At 57.0% G+C, this 22,056-nt stretch carries 19 protein-coding genes; 9 read left to right on the forward strand and 10 right to left on the reverse strand.

Annotated features, from left to right (window positions below; all coding sequences use genetic code 11):
- Positions 1-26 precede the first annotated feature (26 nt).
- A complete protein-coding gene (locus CNE01S_RS22025) occupies positions 27-878 on the reverse strand; it encodes a YPO3983 family protein (RefSeq protein WP_061278565.1) in 852 nt (283 codons plus the stop codon).
- 313 nt (positions 879-1,191) lie between these two features.
- Between CNE01S_RS22025 and nudI the strand changes: the two genes are divergently transcribed.
- Positions 1,192-1,617: a nucleoside triphosphatase NudI gene (gene nudI, locus CNE01S_RS22030; protein ID WP_061278568.1), complete on the forward strand. Its 426-nt coding sequence runs from the start codon at positions 1,192-1,194 to the stop codon at positions 1,615-1,617.
- A gap of 33 nt (positions 1,618-1,650) precedes the next feature.
- Here nudI and CNE01S_RS22035 read toward each other — a convergent pair whose 3' ends face one another.
- Entirely contained in the window at positions 1,651-3,288 is a 1,638-nt protein-coding gene (locus CNE01S_RS22035) for an STY4199 family HEPN domain-containing protein (protein WP_061278570.1), read from the reverse strand.
- 181 nt (positions 3,289-3,469) lie between these two features.
- Positions 3,470-4,879, reverse strand: coding sequence for an aminotransferase-like domain-containing protein (locus tag CNE01S_RS22040; protein WP_061278573.1), 1,410 nt, complete (start codon positions 4,877-4,879; stop codon positions 3,470-3,472).
- A gap of 177 nt (positions 4,880-5,056) precedes the next feature.
- Here CNE01S_RS22040 and CNE01S_RS24830 point away from each other — a divergent pair, with 177 nt between their 5' ends.
- The 3 genes from CNE01S_RS24830 to CNE01S_RS22050 all read left to right on the forward strand — a co-directional run bounded on the left by CNE01S_RS24830 (position 5,057) and on the right by CNE01S_RS22050 (position 6,181).
- The gene (locus CNE01S_RS24830; RefSeq protein WP_072279204.1) at positions 5,057-5,230 is read left to right on the forward strand and encodes a DUF1127 domain-containing protein; all 174 of its coding nucleotides are present in this window, start codon (positions 5,057-5,059) and stop codon (positions 5,228-5,230) included.
- 89 nt (positions 5,231-5,319) lie between these two features.
- On the forward strand, positions 5,320-5,649 hold the full coding sequence (locus CNE01S_RS22045) for a DHCW motif cupin fold protein (RefSeq protein WP_061278575.1): 330 nt from the start codon (positions 5,320-5,322) through the stop codon (positions 5,647-5,649).
- Positions 5,650-5,653: 4 nt separating this feature from the next.
- On the forward strand, positions 5,654-6,181 hold the full coding sequence (locus CNE01S_RS22050) for a GNAT family N-acetyltransferase (protein WP_061278578.1): 528 nt from the start codon (positions 5,654-5,656) through the stop codon (positions 6,179-6,181).
- A gap of 43 nt (positions 6,182-6,224) precedes the next feature.
- Here the strand turns inward: CNE01S_RS22050 and CNE01S_RS22055 are convergent, their stop codons facing one another.
- The 7 genes from CNE01S_RS22055 to CNE01S_RS22085 form a co-directional block, all read right to left on the reverse strand.
- A complete protein-coding gene (locus CNE01S_RS22055) occupies positions 6,225-6,470 on the reverse strand; it encodes a YdgH/BhsA/McbA family protein (protein WP_061278580.1) in 246 nt (81 codons plus the stop codon).
- A gap of 177 nt (positions 6,471-6,647) precedes the next feature.
- The gene (locus tag CNE01S_RS22060; protein ID WP_174522191.1) at positions 6,648-9,701 is read right to left on the reverse strand and encodes an autotransporter family protein; all 3,054 of its coding nucleotides are present in this window, start codon (positions 9,699-9,701) and stop codon (positions 6,648-6,650) included.
- A 196-nt stretch (positions 9,702-9,897) separates the two neighbouring features.
- Positions 9,898-10,260 (reverse strand): YibL family ribosome-associated protein, encoded by a 363-nt coding sequence (locus CNE01S_RS22065; RefSeq protein ID WP_061278582.1) that lies wholly within the window; start codon positions 10,258-10,260, stop codon positions 9,898-9,900.
- Between the two features lie 71 nt (positions 10,261-10,331).
- Positions 10,332-10,871 (reverse strand): mannitol operon repressor MtlR, encoded by a 540-nt coding sequence (gene mtlR / locus CNE01S_RS22070; protein ID WP_008458691.1) that lies wholly within the window; start codon positions 10,869-10,871, stop codon positions 10,332-10,334.
- A gap of 45 nt (positions 10,872-10,916) precedes the next feature.
- Entirely contained in the window at positions 10,917-12,065 is a 1,149-nt protein-coding gene (gene mtlD, locus CNE01S_RS22075; protein WP_061278584.1) for a mannitol-1-phosphate 5-dehydrogenase, read from the reverse strand.
- Positions 12,066-12,232: 167 nt separating this feature from the next.
- A complete protein-coding gene (locus CNE01S_RS22080) occupies positions 12,233-14,152 on the reverse strand; it encodes a PTS mannitol transporter subunit IICBA (protein ID WP_061278586.1) in 1,920 nt (639 codons plus the stop codon).
- Positions 14,153-14,618: 466 nt separating this feature from the next.
- A complete protein-coding gene (locus CNE01S_RS22085; RefSeq protein ID WP_061278588.1) occupies positions 14,619-15,218 on the reverse strand; it encodes an NAD(P)H oxidoreductase in 600 nt (199 codons plus the stop codon).
- Between the two features lie 100 nt (positions 15,219-15,318).
- Here CNE01S_RS22085 and CNE01S_RS22090 point away from each other — a divergent pair, with 100 nt between their 5' ends.
- From CNE01S_RS22090 to exaC, 5 genes are all read left to right on the forward strand, one after another.
- The gene (locus CNE01S_RS22090) at positions 15,319-16,209 is read left to right on the forward strand and encodes a LysR family transcriptional regulator (RefSeq protein WP_061278590.1); all 891 of its coding nucleotides are present in this window, start codon (positions 15,319-15,321) and stop codon (positions 16,207-16,209) included.
- 65 nt (positions 16,210-16,274) lie between these two features.
- Complete coding sequence (locus CNE01S_RS22095; RefSeq protein ID WP_061278593.1) at positions 16,275-16,883, forward strand: glutathione S-transferase; 609 nt, start codon at positions 16,275-16,277, stop codon at positions 16,881-16,883.
- 69 nt (positions 16,884-16,952) lie between these two features.
- A complete protein-coding gene (selA, locus tag CNE01S_RS22100) occupies positions 16,953-18,341 on the forward strand; it encodes an L-seryl-tRNA(Sec) selenium transferase (protein ID WP_061278595.1) in 1,389 nt (462 codons plus the stop codon).
- The gene (gene selB / locus CNE01S_RS22105; protein ID WP_061278598.1) at positions 18,338-20,176 is read left to right on the forward strand and encodes a selenocysteine-specific translation elongation factor; all 1,839 of its coding nucleotides are present in this window, start codon (positions 18,338-18,340) and stop codon (positions 20,174-20,176) included. The genes selA and selB overlap by 4 nt, the downstream gene beginning before the upstream one ends.
- A gap of 136 nt (positions 20,177-20,312) precedes the next feature.
- Positions 20,313-21,851, forward strand: coding sequence for an acetaldehyde dehydrogenase ExaC (exaC, locus tag CNE01S_RS22110; protein ID WP_061278600.1), 1,539 nt, complete (start codon positions 20,313-20,315; stop codon positions 21,849-21,851).
- Positions 21,852-22,056: the final 205 nt, after the last annotated feature.

Raw genomic sequence — 22,056 nt, forward strand, 5'->3', positions numbered from 1 at the left:
CCACAACTAGCAAGGAAACTGCTTTCTTATTTTTGAATGTCATTACGTCCCCCGGTAATTTCAATGGTAGCTTCCATATTGGTCATAAAAGGTTTGTAGCCAAACTGGCTGTAGCGCTGAAGGAGAAACCAGATACGGAAAAACCGGAACTGGTTAAATTTAACCTTTGAAATATCGTCATCATCCAGCCCAAAGTGGTCCTGAACTTTATAATGAACAACGGCGCGATAGCGCTCTTTACCAACCGCCAGAGACTTAATCGTGATATGCGTTGCCCAAGTATCATGCACGGTGATGCCCAGCCCGTTAAAGTTATCCTGGAAGCGGTCAAACTTTGGCAGTTTTCCACGCATAATTGCCTCCCCTAATTTTTCTGCGTCCTTTAATGGATAATGTTTACTTTCCCAGTCAATATACCGCCCGAAAACTTTCTGCAAACGAAATCGTGTACTGTTTTCAGACGAATTATCGCTCAAAATATGCTCCTTCAACGCGCTATCCAGTAATAGATGACTGAAGGATTCGTCTTTATTTTTTTGCATATGGGTAATCATCAGCTTAATCAGCAAGTCGTACGGGGGGCGCAACGCAAACGGGCGGGATAAGTACCGCATCTCATCAAAAAGGATGTCCGCGCACTCCCTCAGGGTCAGTTTTTCACCTTCCTTTAGATAGCCAGGGAACATTAAATACGGCTGGGCGAAGGGACTGATTGCCGTCAATGTGTAAGGGTTTACCCTGGTGGAAACGTCCAACAGATGAAACCGTGCTCTAAGAACAATGTCAGACAGATCGCCGCATTGCATATCGCTGGCGCTGTAGTCATCCATCTTTTTTTGGGTTTTGAATATCAAGCAGGGAAACTGGAGTGCCGACATAAATGCCTTCCTGGTATAGTGTTATCGATGCTCACCTTGAGCGCCGCTTATCATAATCGGCAAATCATTACAGTGAATAGGGCTTTTTATTTTTGCAGTGAAAATTCAGATCTTAATCATTATTTTCACTCACAACATACGCCAAGATTATTTTATTTATCTTCACACATTTATTTAATGAATATATTAAATAAAAGGTCTCGAAAAAATGATTGAGTCGGAAATAAGATCCTCTCCAAAGAGCCTGCCAGCGCGCAAACCCTTTTTCGTATCTGTGCTATAACTCAGCGGCTTATTTTTCAGGGAGAAGACCATGCGACAAAGAGTGATTGCCTGCCCAATTATCCAAAATCAGGGCCAATATTTGCTATGCAAAATGCCGCAAGATCGCGGTGTATTTCCCGGCCAGTGGGCGCTTTCCGGCGGCGGCATTGAGCCAGGCGAAACCATGGTAGAAGGCCTGCGGCGTGAAATCCGGGAAGAACTCGGCGAAGCGCTGATTATCTCGCACGTTGAACCGTGGACCTTCCGGGATGATGTCCGGGTGAAAACCTACGCCGATGGGCGAAAAGAACAGGTGTATATGATTTACCTGATGTTTGACTGCATCAGCGAAAACCGCGAGATAACCCTTAACGAAGAGTTTGAGCAGTACGCGTGGGTCAGCCCGCAGGATCTGGCGAGCTACGATCTGAACGAAGCCACCGCGGCAACGTTCCGCGATAAAGGCCTGCTGTAATGCATTGGGCAGCCCGAAGGCTGCCCGGTACGGCTAGCGCATTGCGTTATATATCGCCTGCTGAATTTTGGCGGTCTGCTCATCCACCGGCTCTGTCTCCAGCCCCTGAGCTGTCGCATCTTCATAGCGCTGCTTTTGCGCCGCCAGGCGCATCTGTGCCCGCTCAACTTCTTCCTTCTGACGCTGTACCGCCGGGGCTGAACTGCAGAAGCTGGAGAGGAATTGCTTCCTCAGCGAAGTCAGCTTTTGCCCCTTCTTCATGCCTAATTCGGTAGAGCCAATCAGCCTGCGGCAGGGCCGGGCCTCATCCATTTGCGGGCGGTACTGCAGCAAAATGGTCAGCACATCGCGATCGTCCGCCGCCAATGCCTGCTCGGCAAAATAGACTTTCCAGTTCATCCCGCCCTGCATAAACAGGCGCACAATACGGGCGTCATTACGGTTAATCGCCGCCCGCAGGTTATTTTCATCCCAGGTGATGCCCATATTGGCGAGCATATCCCGTGGGCTGTTGGATTCCGGCCGCTCTTTCTGCTGCACCGGCGTACTCACGATTGGCGGAGCCGCCGTCACCTCAGGCGTTGAAGAGACATCACTTAATAGATAGAGACCAATCACCGCCACCGCCACTACAACAATCCCGACCGATGCCCAAAGCGCAGTGGAGATCATGTCGGTCGTATCATGCTGTTTTTTGGCCGTGCGAGGATCATAACGCTCAATGGATTCTCTGATCTCGTCCGGGTCACCGCCCTGCGCAGAGTGGTTTTTACGCGCCTGCTCAAGATAGCTTTGCAGCGTGGCGTCATCCGCGTCTAACAGAGCGGAAGGATTCACTTTGGTGCGGCCTTCACTAAAGGCTTTCTGTACCGGGCCGCTGATTTCACCGAAATAGCTATCCAGCAAAGCCACCTGCACGGTGGACAGCGGCTGCTTGTGCATCAGGTCATTGCGGATTTGCCTGGTACCATCGAGGAAGATTTGCAGGGTTTTACGCTGGTCGATAAGAAAGCCCAGCTGCGGTGAGTTTTGGTAGATTTTAGCGTAGTGATGGGCGAACTCTTTCTTATCCACCAGCATCAGCGCCAGCTCGCTGAACTTCATTCCGCTCAGCACGTCGCCCCGCTCACCTCGCTTTAACCAGCGGCGAACTTTGTCAGCCCCAAACTGGCTTTTTAGCTGATTGACCAGCTCCGCCTGGCTTTCCCATGCCTGGTTCACCAGCCCTTTCAGCATCAGTTCAATGGCGCGCATTTGCTGCTGCGCGCCTTTTTGTAGCCCATCAACGCTGGAGGAAAGCTCGGTGGAATAGCCCAGCAAGGGCTGCTTAAAGCGCACATGTTCAAGGTAGTTGGTGAACCGCAGGGCGGCGAGGAGCTGGTTCTGGCTCACCTCCTGGCCGCTCTCGTACTGAGGCACCAGCTGCTGCAAATGGCGCAGCAGCAGCGTGAATTGTGATATCTCGGAGTCGTTAAGATTCAGCCGCTTTGCCACCGCCCCCCAGCTGCCAAGCGCCATACGGGCCTGCTCCAATTGCTGGAAAAACCATTGCGGATCTTTGCCTTCGGCGGCACGAATATTCAGTAGCGGCAGGATTTGTAGCGAAGCCTGCCGAATAATCCCCAGACACGTCTCAAAGTGCTCCCGCATCTGCAATGTTGCGCTGCTCATGATAGTCCTTTGTCGATGTCCGGCCTTGTGCTGCCGAACGCAGAAAAAACTGCTTTTTCCGCCCCAGGCGGCTATTTTTTATGGTTATTAATGCCAAGGCCAAACTTCGCCATTACAGCCGAGTGTAAAGCAGCCCGACGGGAATCAATGGCGATAAAAAGAGCGATTTAGCCGGGCATTTTCAAATCTCACATTCGACGATTTCACCCAGCCTTTTTAGCGCCGCCTCGGTAACGGCGTTGAACGGCAAAGAATAGTTCAACCGCAGGCAATGGCGATATTTTCCAGAGGCCGAAAACAGCGAGCCGATTGCAATATGGATTTTTGCCTCTTTCAATGCGTTACCGAGCCGCACTGCATCGATTTCTTCCGGGAGTTCAATCCACATCAGGAAGCCCCCCTGAGGCCGGCTGACGCAGATCCCGCAGGGGAAATATTGCCGCACGCGGCAGGTAAAGACGTCCAGATTACGCTGGTAATGCTGGCGCATACGCCGGAGATGGCGGTGGTAATGCCCGTTACGAATAAAGGCCGCTACCGCCTGTTGGGTAAATGTCGCGCTGCTTCCGGTGCCGATATACTTGGTGTGCAGCGTGCGGTCGAGGTAGCGTCCCGGCACAATCCAGCCCACGCGCAGACCCGGCGCCAGCGTTTTTGAGAACGAACTGCACAGCAGGACGCGGCCATCCACATCCAGGGATTTAATCGTCATCGGGCGGGGATATTCATAGGCCAGCTCACCGTAAACGTCATCCTCGATAATGGCGATATCAAAGCGCCGGGCAAGGTTCATCACCGCTTTTTTACGCGCGTCCGGCATGATGAATCCAAGCGGATTATTGCAGTTTGGCACCAGAATCACGGCTTTGATGGGCCACTGCTCCAGCGCCAGCTCGAGCGCTTCCAGGCTAATACCGGTGACAGAATCAGTCGGAATTTCAACTACTTTTACGCCATACCCGCGCAGCATCTGCATGGTGCCGTGGAATGACGGCGACTCAACCGCCACAATGTCACCTGGCTCGCACACCGCGCGAATCGCAATCGACAGTGCTTCATGGCAACCGTTGGTTACCACGATCTCATCGGCATTCACCACGCAGTTGCTGTCCAGCATCAGGCGGGCAATTTGCTCGCGCAGCGCTTTCACACCAAACATGCCGTCGTAGCCAAGCAGCTCTGGCTCCTGATATTGCGTGAGCCGCCCCATTTCCCGCCACAGCGGTTTTATCGTCGACTGGGTAAGATCCGGCGATCCGCTGCCAAACGCGATCACTTCACAGTCCTGCCGGGAATTCACCAATTCCAGCACCGCATCCCACTGCGTCACTTCCACCGGGCGCTGTACGGGACGCGTTAAACGCGGCACAGGTGGCACGGCTTTGCGCGGCGAAACAAAGTAGCCGGATCGTGGCTGAGGGGAAATCAACTGCTGGTCTTCCAGGACGTGGTACGCCTGTTGCACGGTGCTGATGCTGACGCCGTGTTCGCTGCTCAGGCTACGAACCGAGGGTAAACGCTCCCCGCTCTGGTATAACCCTTGCTCAATGCGCTCAGCCAAAAGCGTGGCGAGATGTTGGTAACGCGTCATGCTGTATCCTCACCGGAAACCATACAGAAGGAAAAACCGATACAGAATGGCGCAATAAATGCCATTCAGCTCATGTTTTAGCCCTTCTGTATGTTAAAGAAAAGTAATTTTTGAATCTGTCTGCTTTTGCCAGCTGGCCTCATGATTATCCCCAGGCAAACCGCGAGGAGTCACATCATGGGCTTTGAAGAGAACCACCATCGCAGACCGTTTTATGGCCTGGTGATGCTTTACCAGTATTTTCGCCGCAGCCGACAGCGCCGCCAGACTTTACGGGCACTGCGCGAGCTCAGCCCGGAACAGCTCAGGGATATGGGGCTAACGCGAGATGATTTATCGCGCTGGGATTAACGCTTAAGCGGTGCCACACGCTGGCACCGTTTTTTATTTACTGCTATCAAAAGGAGGACCAGACAACAACAACGATAATCAGGAGCCGTATGAACATCACCGACCTGCCTTTTAACACTACCGACTGGGCCACCCTCACGCCGACCGAACATCCCGGCATTACCGGTAAAGCGCTGTGGCGCACCCAGCAGTTTGGGCCGATTCGCGTACGCATGGTGGAATACACTGCAGGCTATCTGGCCGATCACTGGTGCCAAAAAGGCCACGTTTTGCTGTGCCTGAAAGGCGAATTGCAAACTGAGCTGGAAGATGGCCGCCAGTTTACCCTGACGCCGGGCATGAGCTACCAGGTCGCCGACGGCGCAGAGCCGCACCGTTCCTCAACGGCATCAGGCGCCGTCCTGTTTATTGTGGATTAACATCATGCAGACCCTTTTGACACCACGCCTGGCGCTCGAGCAAATCACCGAAGCCGACTGGCCACTCTTTCGCTACCTGCAGCAGCAGCCGGAGGTGATGCGCTACGTCGACGAAAATCGTTCAGAAGAAGAGATTCGTCGCACCTTTGACGCCCGCCTTCCCGAATGGCTGCCGGGCAGCCGCCACTGGCTCTGTATGGTGATGCGCCACCGCAAAACCGGCGTGCCGATTGGCGTCACCGGCTTTATCCTGCGCGAGGACGATATCGCGGAAGTGGGTTTTTTACTCGATCCGTCGTTTCACGGCCAGGGCTACGGGTATGAATCACTGTATGAGGTGTGCGCCTTTGCATTTGCGGAAGTTGGCATCCGCAAGCTTGTCGCCACGGTCACCGCCGGAAATATTCCGTCAAAGAAAGTGCTGGAGAAAGTGGGGTTTCAGCAGGAAGGGACGCTGCGGGAGAACTACTGGCTGAATGAGCGCTGGCAGGATGACTGGATTTTTGGCCTGTTGGCGCGAGAGTTCAGATAAAACACGGGCCGCACAAGGCGGCCCATACTGCGTGATTCAATACTTAGTTGTAGATTTCAGCCACGCCGTACATTTTGTTATCGCCGCCGGCAGAGATGATGCGGATCGATTTCGCCCCGGCCTGCTCAGCTTTCTGCTGCAGCTGGTGTTGCAGGCTGTCGAGGTTAGACGCGCCGCTGACCGATACGGTGCCCATTTTCTGGCTGGCAACCTGCTGGGTTTCTGCAGCAAAACCGGAGAAGGAAGCGGCGAGAGTCATAACTACGGCAAAATATTTGATGCTTTTCATGATGATTACCTTTGCGTTTTGTTTAGTTGGAAGGCTGATTGCCTTCGATAAGATAAGAATAGCGCCGCACAACTTTGTTTGTTAGCGGAACAATTCGCTTATCTAATTCAAAAAAACTGAACACAAAGTGACCATAAGAAAAGCAACCCCGGGGTAAGCCCGGGAGCCGCCGGGCGATTACCAGCTCCAGCGCACGCCAACATTGCCGGTAACCACCCGCTGGCGCTCGCCGCCGAGATTGGTCAGGTAGCCGGTCGTGGCGTACAGGCTGCCGTTCTGGCTCACCTGCGCCACCAGCCCAGCGCCGATTTGCCCGGCCGTTTGCCCGATGCTGTTGGCAATCGTCGTGCTGCCATCGAAATCCGTTTCATCATCCTGCCCGAACGAGCGCAGCACGTTGGCGCGCAGATAGGGTTTCCAGTTCACGCCGCTCGCCTCAAACGCCCACTGTAAACGAGCCCCAACCCGCCCTTGCCACGTATTGCCGTTGTTCCAGCGAACATCGGAGACGCCGTCATGCAGCGAATCCAGCGAGGTTCTCTGCCAGACCAGCTGCGCCTGAGGTTCAAGCGTCAGCCCTTCGCCGAGGGCAACAGGCAGCCCCGCTTCAACTGAGCCGGTAACCGCCTTGCCGCTGGAAGAGGCGTTCACGTCGTTCACCGAATCCGTATTCAGCCGCAGCGCGCTGCCCATTAGCACCGCGTCCGTATACCAGCCGGAAGCCGCAACCCTTGTCCAGTAGCCGCCGTAGTTGTAGTTATTCAGCTGCAGTTTCCCGACGCGCGCGCCCTGTTTCGCCAGCGCAAAGCCGTCGACATCGCCGGTCGCTCTGGAGAAGCCGAACAGCACACCGGCATGATGAGTTGCGCCATTATCTTCAGTCGCGGTATACAAATCCTGGCCCAGCTGCAGCCCCCACAGCGTACCGTTGAAGGAAGGGTTAACGTCCCCGCTTTGATGAATATCCGCGTGGCTTCCCCAGCTTCTGGCCCAGAAGGCCGGGGCTTTGTTATCGCCGCTCAGCAGGCTCTGCTCGCCCTGGCGATCGTGGAAGGTATCAATCTGCTGGAGGTTAAGCTGGCGGGCAACGGCAGGCGCTTCAGCATACAGCGCGACTTCAGGCCGGTAGACGTTCAGCGTCTCGCCGCCAGAGGCCTCCCCACCCTTGCCTGCCTCAATGATGGAATCAGGCGTGCCTTCCCCCGGTGTAATCGAGGTGACAGTTTCCGGAGGCGTTGGAGTTCCTTCATCCGGTGGAACCGGCTCCACGGGCTGAACAACGACGGTATTACGCAGATACCAGCTCCCGCCGCTGCCGTCGGAGACGCCGCCTTTGGCAAGATAGTAGGAATACGCCCCGGCGCTGACGGTGCCACCCGAAAGCTTGAAGGCGTTTGCCGTACTGGTCGCGCCGTTGGTGGCCTGCACCAGCTGAATACCGTCTGCGGCAGTTTGCGCTCCGGCCCCGCCGATGTTAGTCACCTTCAGCGTACTGCTGCCAGAAGCACTGCCCCCGCTAACGATCAGCTTATCAGACGCCGCCCCATCGCCCGCCAGCACCGTGTTCAGCGCAATCACGCCGTTTTGTCCGCTATAGTTTCCGGCTACGGTCAGGCTATTCCCCACGCCGCTGCCGCCGAGCTGAACAAGCCCGGTATTGGTCAGGTTGCCATTAATCTGGAAATTGCCCTGTGGGCCAGCAGAAAGTGGCGACAGCGTATTGGCCGCTCCCAGCGTTCCGCTGTTCGTCACGTCGCCGTTCACCGTGCCGTAACCGCCAAGTGAGGCTCCGGCTGCGACGGTAGCGCCGCTGGCGAGGGAAGCCGAAGCGTGTGCGCTATCGCCGACGATGAGCGTCCCGTCATTGACGGCAGTCCCTCCGGTGTAACTGTTCACGCTGTTAAAAAGCAAGGTCCCGGTCCCGGCTTTTTCTACCGCACCGCTGCCGCTAATCGTGCCCAGATACTCTCCCTGATTTTTTTGCAGGAAGCGCACCAGCCCGCTGTTACTCACCGAGAGCGGCAAGTTGGATGAGTTCGCCTGCAGCGTCGCGCCATTGCTTACCGAGGCCGTCACTGAAGCGAGGCTGGTGCCGAGCGTGCCGGTAAGATCCAGCGTGCCGCTTTGCACCAGGGCGGTAGTAAACGCGCCGGTGCCCGCCCAGGTCCAGTCGCTGCCGGTCATGGTCAACGTCTGGAAATTGGTGAAAGCGTTAGAAGCAGTTCCCGAGCCTTCAAGCGTCACGCTGTTATTACCCCGTCCGCCGTCCGCAAGGCCAACAATCTGCGAGCCTGTCTGCAGGATCAGCGAAATACTGCCGTTACCGCTCAGAATTGCCGTGCCGCTTCCGCCCTGAATCAACCCAGCGTTGGTAATGGTGATATTACCGTTGGTGGAGCGAATACCGATCCCGTTGTTACTGATAATCTGCCCACCGGCCAGGTTATTGATGGTGGTGTTAAAGCTGCTGCCGAGCGTGTTCGCCACCACGCCGTCCACGCTGCCGCTGGAAGACGCCGTGCCTTTGGCCTGAATCAGCCCACTGTTATTTAGGGTGGCGTTGTTGCCCTGTAGAAAAACCGTGGGCGCGTCCCGCCCGGAAGTGGTCAGCGTCCCGCTGTTATTCACCGTGCCGCTGCCGCCCAGCAGCGAAATGGCCCTGGCGTTATTCCCCGACGTGGAGATCGTTCCGGTGTTAGTGATGGTATTTCCCGAAGCGCCAGGGTTGCTCTGCCCCCAGGCGGCGGTCATGCCGTATGAGTTATTGCCGCTGGTGGTGATAGTGCCGTTGTTGATTAGGGTATTGTTATTGCCGTTGGCCGCCATACCATCGTTGTAGGCCCCGGTGGTGGTCAATGTGCCCGTCGCGCCGTTGGTCAGCGTATTGCCGTTATTCACACCCAGCAACAGCGCCCCACGGTTTGCAACGCCCGTACCATTGTCAGAGAGAGTCAACGCCCCGGCGTTGTTGATACTGCTGCTGCTGTCCACCGAAAACGGCGTCGCCTGAGTGGTCAGCGAGTAACTCCCGGTCACGGTGGAGTCGAGATTAATCGTGACGTTATTGCTGCCTGCGGTGGCAACCACCGGCGGAATACCCGAGCCGCTACAGGTCACAGTATCTCCGCTATTCGGCGTTGATGACGAACAGGCCGCGGAGGCAGAAATGGGAAACACGCCGGTGAAACCGGCCAGACAAACGGGAACCAGAGTCAGAGCCTTGTTTTTCATGTTTACTCTCACAGCAAGAAAGATAAACAAAGGGTTGGCGTTCCCTGCAGCCTCGTCGCGAAACGGGCAAATTATCCAGCGGTAGATCCTGGGCAAGAGAAATCCTCACCCGGCACTTAACTATAGAGCCGGATGGAGATTTAAGAGGCTGATGAGGCGGGTTTTATCGGTTTATTTCGCCGAAAAGAGAACGCGGTCAGAATTCAGTGCGGGAGAAGCCGGTCATCTCGGTCAATTCCATTTCGCGACCCAGGGCGGTCATCGGGTGGACAATCACCAGGCCACGCACGGTTTTCTTGAGCTTGCCCATATCGGCCTGCTCTTTTTTGGTAATCGCACGCTTGTACGGCAGCGCCATCAGCTTCTGTGCTTCTTTGCTCAGCTTCTGGTTACGCACCGCCTGCAGGCGAGCGATTTCGATTTCCAGCTTCTGCCGCTCTTTTTCCAGCTCGGCATATTTTTCCGCTTCGTTGATCAGGTGCAAACCTGGCATTTCGTGGCGGATGGCGTCCAGACGGTCGCTAAGGCGTTTAATTTCTGATTTTTCGATTTCTTTCATTTTGACTTACCGTGAATAAAGATAGCTTGCTGGCAAGGATACACGATCCTGAGGGACAGGGCGAAAGGCGGCTATTTTTGGAAGGCTTTTTTTAAGCTGATCCTTGAGATCAGCTCTGTCAGGGAAAGTACCATTGTGGAGCGAACGATTTGCATATAGCGCTGACGCTGCATCGCCAGCAGCTCAGGATCGCTACCGTCCACGAAGGTCGGCGTCGGCGGCAGCGCCGTGACGCAGTGCAGCTCGCCAAACGGGCCAAGCATTTCGTCATCGGTGAAGCTGTACTCGTTGCCGTCGTGGTTCAGCTCTTCCCGGAGCGCCATCAGCAGCTCGCAGTCTTCGTACTCGGCGCGGTTCAGCACGCCCAGCCCGTAGATAAGCTTCAGGCGTACCGAAAGATCGCCCAGCGGCCCGTCGCCGTCCAGCAGCGGCTCTACCGCATATTTCACCGCGTAGTCGTCCTTGCGGAACACCTGCAGCACCAGGATATTTACCGCTTCGGTTAACAGCTCGACGGCAGCAATCAGCAGGCTTCTTACGGTTTTGCCGGCATTCAGTCGCTCAAGCACGCGGTTTTCAAAGGCCTGGGTTTCTTCCATTTTTGCCTGCATCACTAAACATGTTTCAGGCGCGGCATCCACCGCGCCTGCATAGGGTTACGCTATGGCGTTATACGCCTTTACCGCCTCGGTCACGGCTTCGCTGTTCGCATCCAGACCGGACACTTCCGCCAGTGCGGCCTGCAGGCCCTTATCAGCCAGCAACTGCTTCAGCTCCTGCGCCTGCGGATCCTGCTCGCTGTGGTAGTGCATTGCCGCCGCAATCCCTTTGATCAGGTTCACGTGCGGTAAGCCGTACTCAATGGTGCCGAGCAGCGGCTTGACGAGGCGGTCACCGGCGCTGAGTTTGCGCAGCGGCTGACGGCCAACGCGCTCCACGTCGTCCTTCAGGTAAGGATTTTCGAAACGACCAAGGATTTTCTTGATGTACGCGGCGTGCTTGTCTACTTCAAAGCCGTAGCGCTTAATCAGCACCGCGCCGCTCTCTTCCATCGCCCCTTTCACTACGGCGCGCACTTTCTCATCAAGAATGGCATCGCGGATAGTCTGGTGCCCGGCCAGTTGACCGAGGTACGCGGTTATAGCATGCCCGGTATTCAGCGTGAAGAGCTTGCGCTCGACAAACGCCATAAGATTATCAGTAAGTTCCATGCCAGGAATGTTCGGCAGCTCACCTTTGAACTGGGTTTTATCGACAATCCACTCGCTAAAGGTTTCCACGGTCACTTCCAGCGGGTCGTTGGTGGCGGACTCGGATGGCGGAACGATGCGGTCAACCGCAGAATCGACAAAGCCAACGTGCTGCTCAACCCACGCCCATGCCTCAGCGGACAGCGCTTTTTTCACGTGCTCTTTCAGCTGGCTGGTGCCGCGCACCATGTTTTCACAGGCGATGATGTTCAGCGGCGTGTCGTTGCCGTTGGCGCGACGCAGCTCCAGACCTTTGGCAAGCGTAGGCGCGATGCGCTCCAGCACAACCGGGCCCACAGCGGTGGTGACCAGGTCAACCTGCGCGATAAGGGCCACAACGTCGTCGCCGATGCTGCTGACAGCATTCACGTTGGAGACGGTATCAATCTGCTGCTGCTCGCCCACTACGTGAACCTGGTAGCTGTGACGCGCGTTCAGGGCATCCAGAACCACCTGGTTTACGTCGGCAAAAGTCAGCTGCAGACCGGCGTCTGCCAGCAGTTTACCGATAAAGCCACGACCGATATTACCTGCACCAAAATGTAATGCTTTCATTGCGTTAACCTTCCTGATTATTTCACCCGTGAGGGCTGGGGTAAGGATACTGTATGCGAATCCCCTCACCCTAGCCCTCTCCCCAAAGGGGAGAGGGAACATCCAGAACTCCCCACTCTTTTCCCCCTCGCCCCTCCGGGGAGAGGGTCGGGGTGAGGGGCAAACCCTTATTTCTTACCGGCCAGCAGATCCAACACTTCCTGAACGCTGGTGGTGTGCGCCAGGCGCTCAATCACCGACTCATCATCCAGCGCGTTGGTCAGGCTGGTGATGACCTGGATGTGCTCGTTATTGCGGGCCGCAATACCGATAACCAGGCGAGCCACGTCTTCCGGCTCTTCACCGAAGTGAACACCTTCCGGGTACTGGCAGAACACCACGCCGGTTTTCAGCACGCGGTCTTTCGCTTCCACGGTACCGTGAGGAACCGCGATGCCTTCGCCCAGGTAGGTTGGGGTCAGTTTTTCGCGCTCAAACATGGCGTCCACGTATTCCGGCTGCACGTAACCGCCGTTCACCAGTTGCTCACCGGCAAAGCGAATCGCTTCTTCTTTGGTGCTGGCTTTCAGGCCGAGGAACACGTTACCCGCGCCCAGCTTGAAGACGCCTTCTTCGCTGGAAACAAAGCTGTCTTCCAGGCTGTGCATCACCTTCACTTCTTTGTCGCTCAGGTTCTGAGAGGCCACCAGACGCTCAACCAGGTTGGCGTACAGGCTGCTGTCGAGGAAGTTGGTCAGGGAGATATGCTGCGCCTGCGGCACCTGGCGCATCGCACGCTCGGTCAGGTCGCGGTGGGTAATCACCAAGTCAACGTCGTCCGGCAGGCTGTTGATAGCGCAGTTGGTCACGGAGATGTTTTTCAGGCCAGCATCGTTCACTTTCTTACGCAGCACGCCTGCGCCCATGGCGCTGGAGCCCATACCTGCGTCGCAGGCTACGATGATTTTACGCACGTGGCTCAGGTCGTTAGACAGGCCAGCACCTACCGCCAGCGGCGCTGCGCCACCTTTGGATTCGGCTTTCATTTCCTGCATACGGCGAGCCGCAGCTTCGATGTCGTCTTCTTCTTTCACTTTGCTGGTTTTCAGCAGGATGGCGGAGACCACGAAGGAAACAATCATTGCCGCACAGATAGCCGCGATGTTAGCGAAGTATGCGCCTTTCGGGGTCATCGCCAATACCGCCAGGATGGAACCTGGGGAAGCCGGAGACACCAGGCCGCCGTTCAGCACGGTCAGGGTGAACACGCCGGTCATACCGCCGAGGATAACGGCCAGGATCAGACGTGGGTTCATCAGCACGTACGGGAAGTAAATTTCGTGGATACCGCCCAGGAAGTGGATGATAGCCGCGCCACCCGCAGACTGCTTAGCGTTACCGCGACCGAAGAACATGTACGCCAGCAGGACGCCCATACCCGGACCCGGGTTCGCTTCAATCAGGAAGAAGATGGATTTGCCCAGCTCGTGGGACTGCTGAATCCCCAGCGGCGAGAAGATGCCGTGGTTGATGGCGTTGTTCAGGAACAGGATTTTCGCTGGTTCTACGAAGATGGACGCCAGCGGCAGCATCTCGTGCACAACCATGAAGTTAACGCCCGCCGCCAGAATTTTGGACAGGACTTCAACCGCAGGGCCAATACCGAGGAACGCCAGAATCGCCAGGATCATCCCGATGATACCGGCAGAGAAGTTGTTCACCAGCATTTCAAAGCCGGATTTGATTTTACCGTCGACCCATTTGTCGAAGTGCTTGATTGCCCAGCCGCCCAGAGGCCCCGCAATCATTGCGCCGAGGAACATCGGCATGTCAGCCCCGACGATAACGCCCATAGTGGTGATAGCCCCCACCACGCCGCCACGGTCACCGCCAATCAGGCGACCACCGGTAAAGCCGATCAGCAGCGGCAGCAGGTAAGTGATCATCGGGCCTACCAGCTTCGCCAGCGTTTCGTTTGGCAACCATCCGGTAGGAATAAATAAGGCCGTGATAATACCCCAGGCGATAAACGCCCCGATATTTGGCATAACCATATTGCTGAGGAAACGACCAAAGCTTTGCACTTTGATCTTGATATCGGATGACATACACATACCCCTTGTTGGTGTTCCGCGCTGAAAAGCAGCCCGAGGTTTATTGTTAACGTAGCGGCAGGGTCGCCGGCCTTATTCAGTAAAGTGACGCGAATCTGGCACTGAATCGTTAAGCTGTCCAGCAACCGCCTAATTATGTGATGAAGATCACCAATACTCAGGGATCACCCATCTTCATTGAGTGATGCTGATCACATAATTGCAGTGTAAAAAAAGTACACCGTGGAATTTTTAACCCTGATTGACCTTTTAATGTGACTAACATCACATTTAGTTATGACGTCTTTGTTATTTATTTGTGATCTAACTCACAAAGTATTTTGAGGGGGATTAATCCTAATGTGATCCAGTTAAAATCTGGGCGTTGACAACAAACGAAGGACAATCACGGAATGAAAGTAAATTACAGCGAAGCGGCGGGTAAAAAGCGCGACGTTGAATGCCGCGCTGGAATGAAAAGTTAGTTAGCTAAATCCGCGACAATGCCGCGCGCCTGAGCAAACAGCTGCTGGTAATGGGCATCGCTGTCGCCAATTCCCTCTTCCACGCCGATGGTGTTATAGAGAAAGTCGATTTTTGCGTCCTCAACGCCCATGTAGCCCATCGAGCCGCCGATAAAATCGGTCATGTTCTTTTCCCAACCGTACTTCACAAAGCCTGCCTGCGAGCCGCCGACCAGCGCCACCCAGCGGATTTTCTTATTCCCCAGCGTGCCGCCCGGCCCGTAGCCCAGGCCGTAGTTCCACACGCGGTCCAGGTAGCCTTTGAGCATGGCCGGGAAGCTGTACCACCACACCGGGAACACTACGACCACGGTGTCTTTGTCTGCTAACTCGCCAAACAGGCGGTGAACTTCCGGGGAGTACGGCTTCTGCGGGTTGCTCCAGTCTGGCTCGTCGTCCACGCCAAGCGCCGGGTTAAAATCGCTGCGGTAAAGGTCGAGGGAGGAGACGTTAATGCCGCGTTCCGCCGCCTCGCCCTGAATTTCCTGTACCACCTGCGCGGTTAATGAGTCGCTGCGCGGATGGGCCCAAACGATATACATATTCTCTGATTTCATGGAGTTATCTCAGTTTGTTGGGAAGTGCTACCACTTTACGGCCGCTGGATAATTCTGTAAAACGTAGTATTTGAGATGAGTTAATGAAGGATTTTCACTAATGGCGCTGAATTTTTCCGACTTCGCGACCTTTATCGCCGTGGCGCGGCACAAAAGCTTTCGCGCCGCCGGCGACGAACTGGGGCTTTCTCCGTCGACAATCAGCCACGGCATTAAACAGCTCGAGCAGCGCCTGAAAATCCGGCTGTTCAACCGCACCACCCGCAGCGTGTCTCTCACCGAGGCTGGCAACAACCTCTACGAGCGTCTGCGCCCGGCCTGCGACGAAATTCATACCATTCTCGACGAGGTGAATTCGTTTCGCGACACGCCGATGGGCACCCTCAAAATCAACAGCTCACGGCTGGCCTCACGCACGGTTTTAATGCCGCTGGTGGCCGGGTTTATCCGCCGCTATCCCGACATCAAAGTGGAAGTCACCACCGACGACAGGCTGGTGGATATCGTGAAGCAGGAATACGACGCCGGAATCCGATTGATAACCACGGTGGAAAAAGACATGATTGCCGTGCCGATTGGCCCAAAGGCAAAGATTTGCGTTGTCGCCACGCCGGAATATCTTGCGAGCTACCCGGCCCCGGCTCATCCCCGCGAGCTGGTTAATCACTGCAGCGTGATTTTCCGCTACCCAAGCGGCCGTCCCTACTACTGGGAGTTTTACGGGCCAGAAGGCAAGCTGGAAGTGACGCCGTGCGGCAACATCGTCGTGGACGATCTCGATTCCGAGCTGGAAGCGGTGCTGTGCGGGGCAGGCATTGGCTATCTGTATCAGCAGCAGGTAGAAGAGCACCTCGCGAGCGGCAGGCTGGTTTCGATGCTCGAAGACTGGCTGCCTGAGCTGCCGCCGTTCCAGTTCTATTACCCAAATCGGCAATACATGCCCAGCGCGCTTCGCGCCTTCGTCGATTACATAAAAGCGCCGCAGGCGTAGACTTTTTCAGCAATGTTGGGTATCTGTTTCATACTTACCTCAAGTTGGCAAAAACGGATAATGTCATGAAACTGATCGGTAATTACACCAGCCCTTACGTGCGAAAGATCTCGGTCATTCTGCTGGAAAAAGGCCTTAGCTTTGAGTTTGTTAACGTCAACCCGTGGGTTGGCGACAGCCCGGCCCCGCAGTACAACCCGCTCGGCAAAGTGCCGACGCTTATCACCGATGAGGGCGAGCGCTGGTTTGATTCGCCGATCATCGCCCAATACCTTGAGCTGCTGGACATTGCGCCAGAACTCATTCCGCACGACCCAAAAGCGGCGCTGAAAGTGCGCCAGCTTGAGGCGCTTTCCGACGGCATTCTGGACGCAGCGTTAACGTCGGTGCGTGAGAAACTGCGCCCGGCGGAACAGCAGTCTGAAGAAGTCCTGGTGCGCCAGCGCGAGAAGATTGGCCGCGCTCTCGATCTGCTGGAAGAATACGCCGCCGACGGCACGTTGACCGCCGAGCCGCTCAATCTGGCCAATATTTCTGCGGCCTGCGCAGTGGGTTATCTCAATTTCCGCCGCGTCGCGCCGGGCTGGTGCGTCAATCGCCCGCACCTGGTCAAGCTGGTCGAACAGCTGTTCCAGCGCGAGAGTTTTGCCCGTACCGAACCGCCCGCGGCATGATCTGCTGCCAGGACAGGGGACGTTGTCCCCTGTAATATTACTCACAAATTTCCTAATCCAGTCCCTGCCATGACGACAGCTCAAACACTTTTTAGCCATCTTCCGGCGACCGACCGCCTGCTGCGCGATGCCGCCTTTACCGCCCTCCTTGCCGAGTTCGGCCACACCCGCGTGGTAGCGACGCTGAGAATGCTGCAAAGCGAAGCGCGCGAACACATCCGCACGGCGAGCAAGCTGCCGGACTGGAGCGAGGACTGGGCAAAGAAAACGCGTGACGTGCTCGAGGCTAGCCAGCGCAGCGCTCTGCTGCCGGTTTTCAACCTGACCGGCACCGTGCTGCACACCAATCTCGGGCGTGCGCTACAGGCCGAGGCGGCCATTGACGCCGTCAGCGAAGCCATGCGCTCCGCCGTAACGCTGGAGTATTCGCTGGACGACGCCGGACGCGGCCACCGCGATCGCGCCATAGCCGATCTGCTTTGCGAGCTTACCGGCGCCGAAGACGCCTGCATCGTCAACAACAATGCGGCAGCGGTGCTGCTGATGCTGGCGGCCTGCGCAGACGGCGGCGAAGTGGTGGTTTCGCGCGGTGAACTGGTGGAAATTGGCGGCGCGTTTCGCATTCCAGACGTTATGCGCCAGGCGGGCTGCACGCTGGTTGAAGTCGGTACCACCAACCGCACGCACCTGAAAGACTACCTCGCAGCCGCGAACGAAAACACCTCGCTGCTGATGAAGGTGCACACCAGCAATTACCACATTGAAGGCTTCACCAAAGCGGTCAGCGAGGCCGAGCTGGTTACGCAGGGCAACGAACTCAATCTGCCGGTCGTCACCGACCTGGGCAGCGGCTCGCTGGTAGATTTAAGCCAGTGGGGCCTGCCGCCGGAGCAAATGCCGCAGCAACTGATTGCCGACGGCGTGAGCCTGGTGAGCTTCTCCGGCGACAAGCTGCTCGGTGGCCCGCAGGCCGGGATCATCGTCGGCAAAAAGGCGCTTATCGAGCGCATTCAGAGCCACCCGCTGAAGCGCGCGCTGCGTGCCGATAAAATGACGCTGGCGGCGCTGGAGGCTACATTGCGGCTGTATCAGCACCCGGAAACGCTGGTGGAACGTCTGCCAACCCTACGACTGCTAACCCGCAGCGCCGAAGATATTCACCAGCAGGCAACCCGCCTGCGGCCCGCATTTGAACAGCGTTTTGGCGAGTTGTTCGACGTCCGAGTTGAAGCGTGCCTGTCGCAAATCGGCAGCGGCTCTTTGCCCGTTGACCGCCTGCCCGGCGCGGCCCTGACCTTCACGCCGAAAGACGGGCGCGGCTCAACGCTTGCCTCGCTGACGCAAACCCTGCGCGAGCTGGAAAGGCCGGTCATTGGCCGCATTGCCGATGGCCGACTGTGGCTGGATTTACGTTGCCTCGAAAACGAAGCGCTGCTGCTGGAGGGCATTGCCCTGTGATTATTGCCACCGCCGGGCACGTTGACCACGGCAAAACCACCCTGCTTCAGGCGCTGACCGGCGTGAATGCCGATCGCTTGCCCGAAGAGAAAAAGCGCGGCATGACCATCGACCTCGGCTACGCCTACTGGCCACAGCCGGATGGCCGGGTGATTGGCTTTATTGACGTACCGGGGCACGAAAAATTTCTGGCCAACATGCTGGCGGGCGTCGGCGGCATAGATCATGCGCTGCTGGTCATTGCCTGCGACGACGGCGTGATGGCGCAAACCCGCGAGCATCTGGCGATTTTACAGCTGACGGGCAACCCGCAGATAACCGTCGCGCTAACCAAAGCCGACCGGGTGAGCGACGCCCGCATTGCAGAAGTCCGCGATGAAGTTGCCGCTCTGCTGGGCGATGCTCAGGCCGCAATCTTTGTAACCGCCGCCACCAGCGGGGAAGGCGTAGAAGCGCTACAGCAGCATCTAAAAGCGCTCAATGAACGCCCTCATGCCACCTCGCACCGCTTCCGCCTGGCCATCGACCGTGCTTTTACGGTTAAGGGCGCAGGCCTTGTGGTCACCGGCACGGCGCTGAGCGGCGAAGTTAACGTTGGCGATTCGCTCTGGCTGACCGGCGCGGATAAACCGATGCGCGTGCGCGGCCTTCACGCCCAAAACCAGCCGGTTTCCAGCGCAATGGCCGGGCAGCGCATTGCCCTGAACATCAGCGGTGACGCGGAAAAAGCCGACATCAGCCGGGGCGACTGGCTGCTGAGCGACAAACCGCTGCAGCCGGTTGAGCGCGTTATCGTTGAGCTGCAAACGCTGCAGCCGCTCCAGCAGTGGCAGCCGCTGCATATTCACCATTCTGCCCGCCACGTAACCGGGCGAGTTTCCCTGCTGGAAGGTAATCTGGCCGAGCTGGTGCTGGATGTGCCGCTGTGGCTGGCGGATAACGACCGTCTTGTACTACGCGATATCAGCGCGCGCACCACGCTCGCCGGTGCCCGTGCCGTGCTGCTCAATGCCCCACGTCGCGGCAAGCGCCAGCCCGTTTTTCTGGCCTGGCTGGCTGAGCTGGCAAAAGCATCCGGTGACCTGCAGGCGCTGGAAGCGCATTTGACGCGCGGCGCCGTGCTGCTCAGCGAATTTGCCTGGGCGCGCCAGCTAACGGCGGAAGGTCTTCAGGCTCTGCTCGGCCAGCCGGGTTATCTGCAGGCGGGCAATGCGCTGCTAAGTCAGGACGTGGCCGCTCTCTGGCAGCAAAAACTGCTCGACGTGCTGGCACGCTACCACCAGCAGCATGACGATCAGCCCGGACCTGGGCGTGAACGCCTGCGCCGCATGGCGCTGCCCGCAGAAGACGAAGGACTGGTGCTGTCGCTTATCGAAAGAATGCGCGCTGAAGGCCTGCTGATGAGCCGCCAGGGCTGGCTGCATCTGCCGGGGCACGAGCCCGGTTTTTCTGCCACGCAGCAAGCGGTGTGGGACAAAGTAGACGCCCTGCTTGGCGATGAGCCCTGGTGGGTTCGCGACCTGGCCAAAGAAACCGGCGAGGAAGAACAGGCGATGCGTCAGCTGTTACGATCCGCCGCCCAGCAGGGGCTGGTCACCGCGATTCTGAAAGATCGTTATTACCGAAACGATCGCCTGCAGACGTTTGCCGATCTGATCCGCGAGTTGGATCAAACCCACGGTGCCACCAACGCCGCAGACTTCCGCGACAGATTAGGCGTAGGCCGCAAGCTGGCGATTCAGATTCTGGAGTATTTCGACAAAACCGGCTTTACCCGTCGGCGCGGCAACGACCACCTGCTGCGCGACAAGGCGCTGTTTACCCCTTCACGCTGATCCCTGCTGCCGGAGAAGAGTTTTTCCCTCTTCTCCGGCATTAATCCGTGAAGCGCGTCGTAAAGCGGACGGGAAACGGCGAAGAAACAGCCAGCCCGAACTACCCTTGTGGGTGAACCATCACAAGGAGACGGCTATGACAAATAATCCTCCCGATACCCGTATTATCCCCGGCGAATATGGTTTCCCGCTGAAGCTTAAACCCCGTTACGACAACTTTATCGGCGGCCAATGGGTTGCCCCGGTTGGCGGTCAGTACTATGAAAACCTCACCCCGGTGACCGGCCAGCCGCTGTGCGAAATCGCCAGCTCCGGCAAGGCCGACATCGACCTGGCGCTGGATGCCGCCCACGAAGCCAAAAAAGGCTGGGGGCAGATGTCCGTGCAGGAGCGCGCCACCATCCTGCTGAAAATTGCCGACCGCATGGAGCAAAACATCGAGCTGCTGGCGACGGCAGAAACCTGGGACAACGGCAAACCGATTCGCGAAACCAGCGCCGCCGACGTGCCGCTGGCCATCGACCACTTCCGCTACTTCGCCTCCTGTATTCGTGCCCAGGAGGGCGGCATCAGCGAGGTGGATAAAGACACCGTCGCCTACCACTTCCACGAGCCGCTCGGCGTGGTCGCGCAGATTATTCCGTGGAACTTCCCGCTGCTAATGGCGAGCTGGAAAATGGCCCCGGCGCTGGCGGCGGGCAACTGCATCGTGCTGAAGCCTGCGCGGCTGACCCCGCTCTCCGTGCTGCTGCTGATGGAACTGGTTGGCGACCTGCTGCCGCCGGGCGTGGTTAACGTAGTGAACGGCGCGGGCGGCGAGATTGGCGAATACCTGGCAACCTCGAAACGCATCGCTAAAGTGGCGTTTACCGGCTCCACCGAAGTCGGGCAACAGATCATGCAGTACGCCACCCAAAACATTATCCCGGTTACCCTGGAGCTGGGCGGCAAATCCCCGAACATCTTCTTCGCCGACGTGATGGAAGAGGAAGACGCCTTCTTCGACAAAGCGCTGGAAGGTTTTGCGCTGTTCGCCTTCAACCAGGGCGAGGTCTGTACCTGCCCGAGCCGCGCGCTAGTGCAGGAGTCCATCTACGAACGTTTTATTGAGCGTGCAATTCGCCGCGTTGAAGCCATTCGCTCCGGCAACCCGCTGGACAGCCGCACCCAGATGGGCGCGCAGGTGTCCCAGGGACAGATGGAAACCATCCTCAACTACATCGACATCGGCAAGAAAGAAGGCGCGGACGTGCTGACCGGCGGGCGTAGAAAAGCGCTGACGGGCGACCTGCAGGCGGGTTACTACCTCGAGCCGACCATTTTGTTCGGTAAAAACAACATGCGCGTGTTCCAGGAGGAGATCTTCGGGCCGGTGCTCGCCGTCACCACGTTTAAAACCGTAGAGGAAGCGCTGGAGCTGGCAAACGATACCGAATACGGCCTGGGCGCGGGCGTCTGGAGCCGCAACGGCAGCCTGGCGTACAAAATGGGACGCGGTATTCAGGCCGGGCGCGTGTGGACCAACTGTTACCACGCCTACCCGGCACACGCTGCGTTTGGGGGTTATAAACAGTCCGGGATTGGGCGCGAGACCCACAAGATGATGCTGGAGCATTATCAGCAGACCAAGTGCCTGCTGGTGAGCTATTCCGATAAGCCGCTGGGCCTGTTCTGAGGATTGACCCTCACCCTAACCCTCTCCCTGGCAGGGAGAGGGAATAAAAAATGTTCTACGTTGGCTGTTTTCCCCCTCTCCCTTTGGCTATCTCTTATACACATTTTCATTTCAAATCTTCCAGGAAAACTCTTTCGTTCCGCAGTTATTCCGTTCACCCATAGATCTGTTTTCCCTGCACGCTCAGAGCACGGTGAACGTGCCA

The sequence above is a fragment of the Cedecea neteri NBRC 105707 = ATCC 33855 genome, assembly GCF_001571265.1.
GTDB lineage: Bacteria > Pseudomonadota > Gammaproteobacteria > Enterobacterales > Enterobacteriaceae > Cedecea > Cedecea neteri.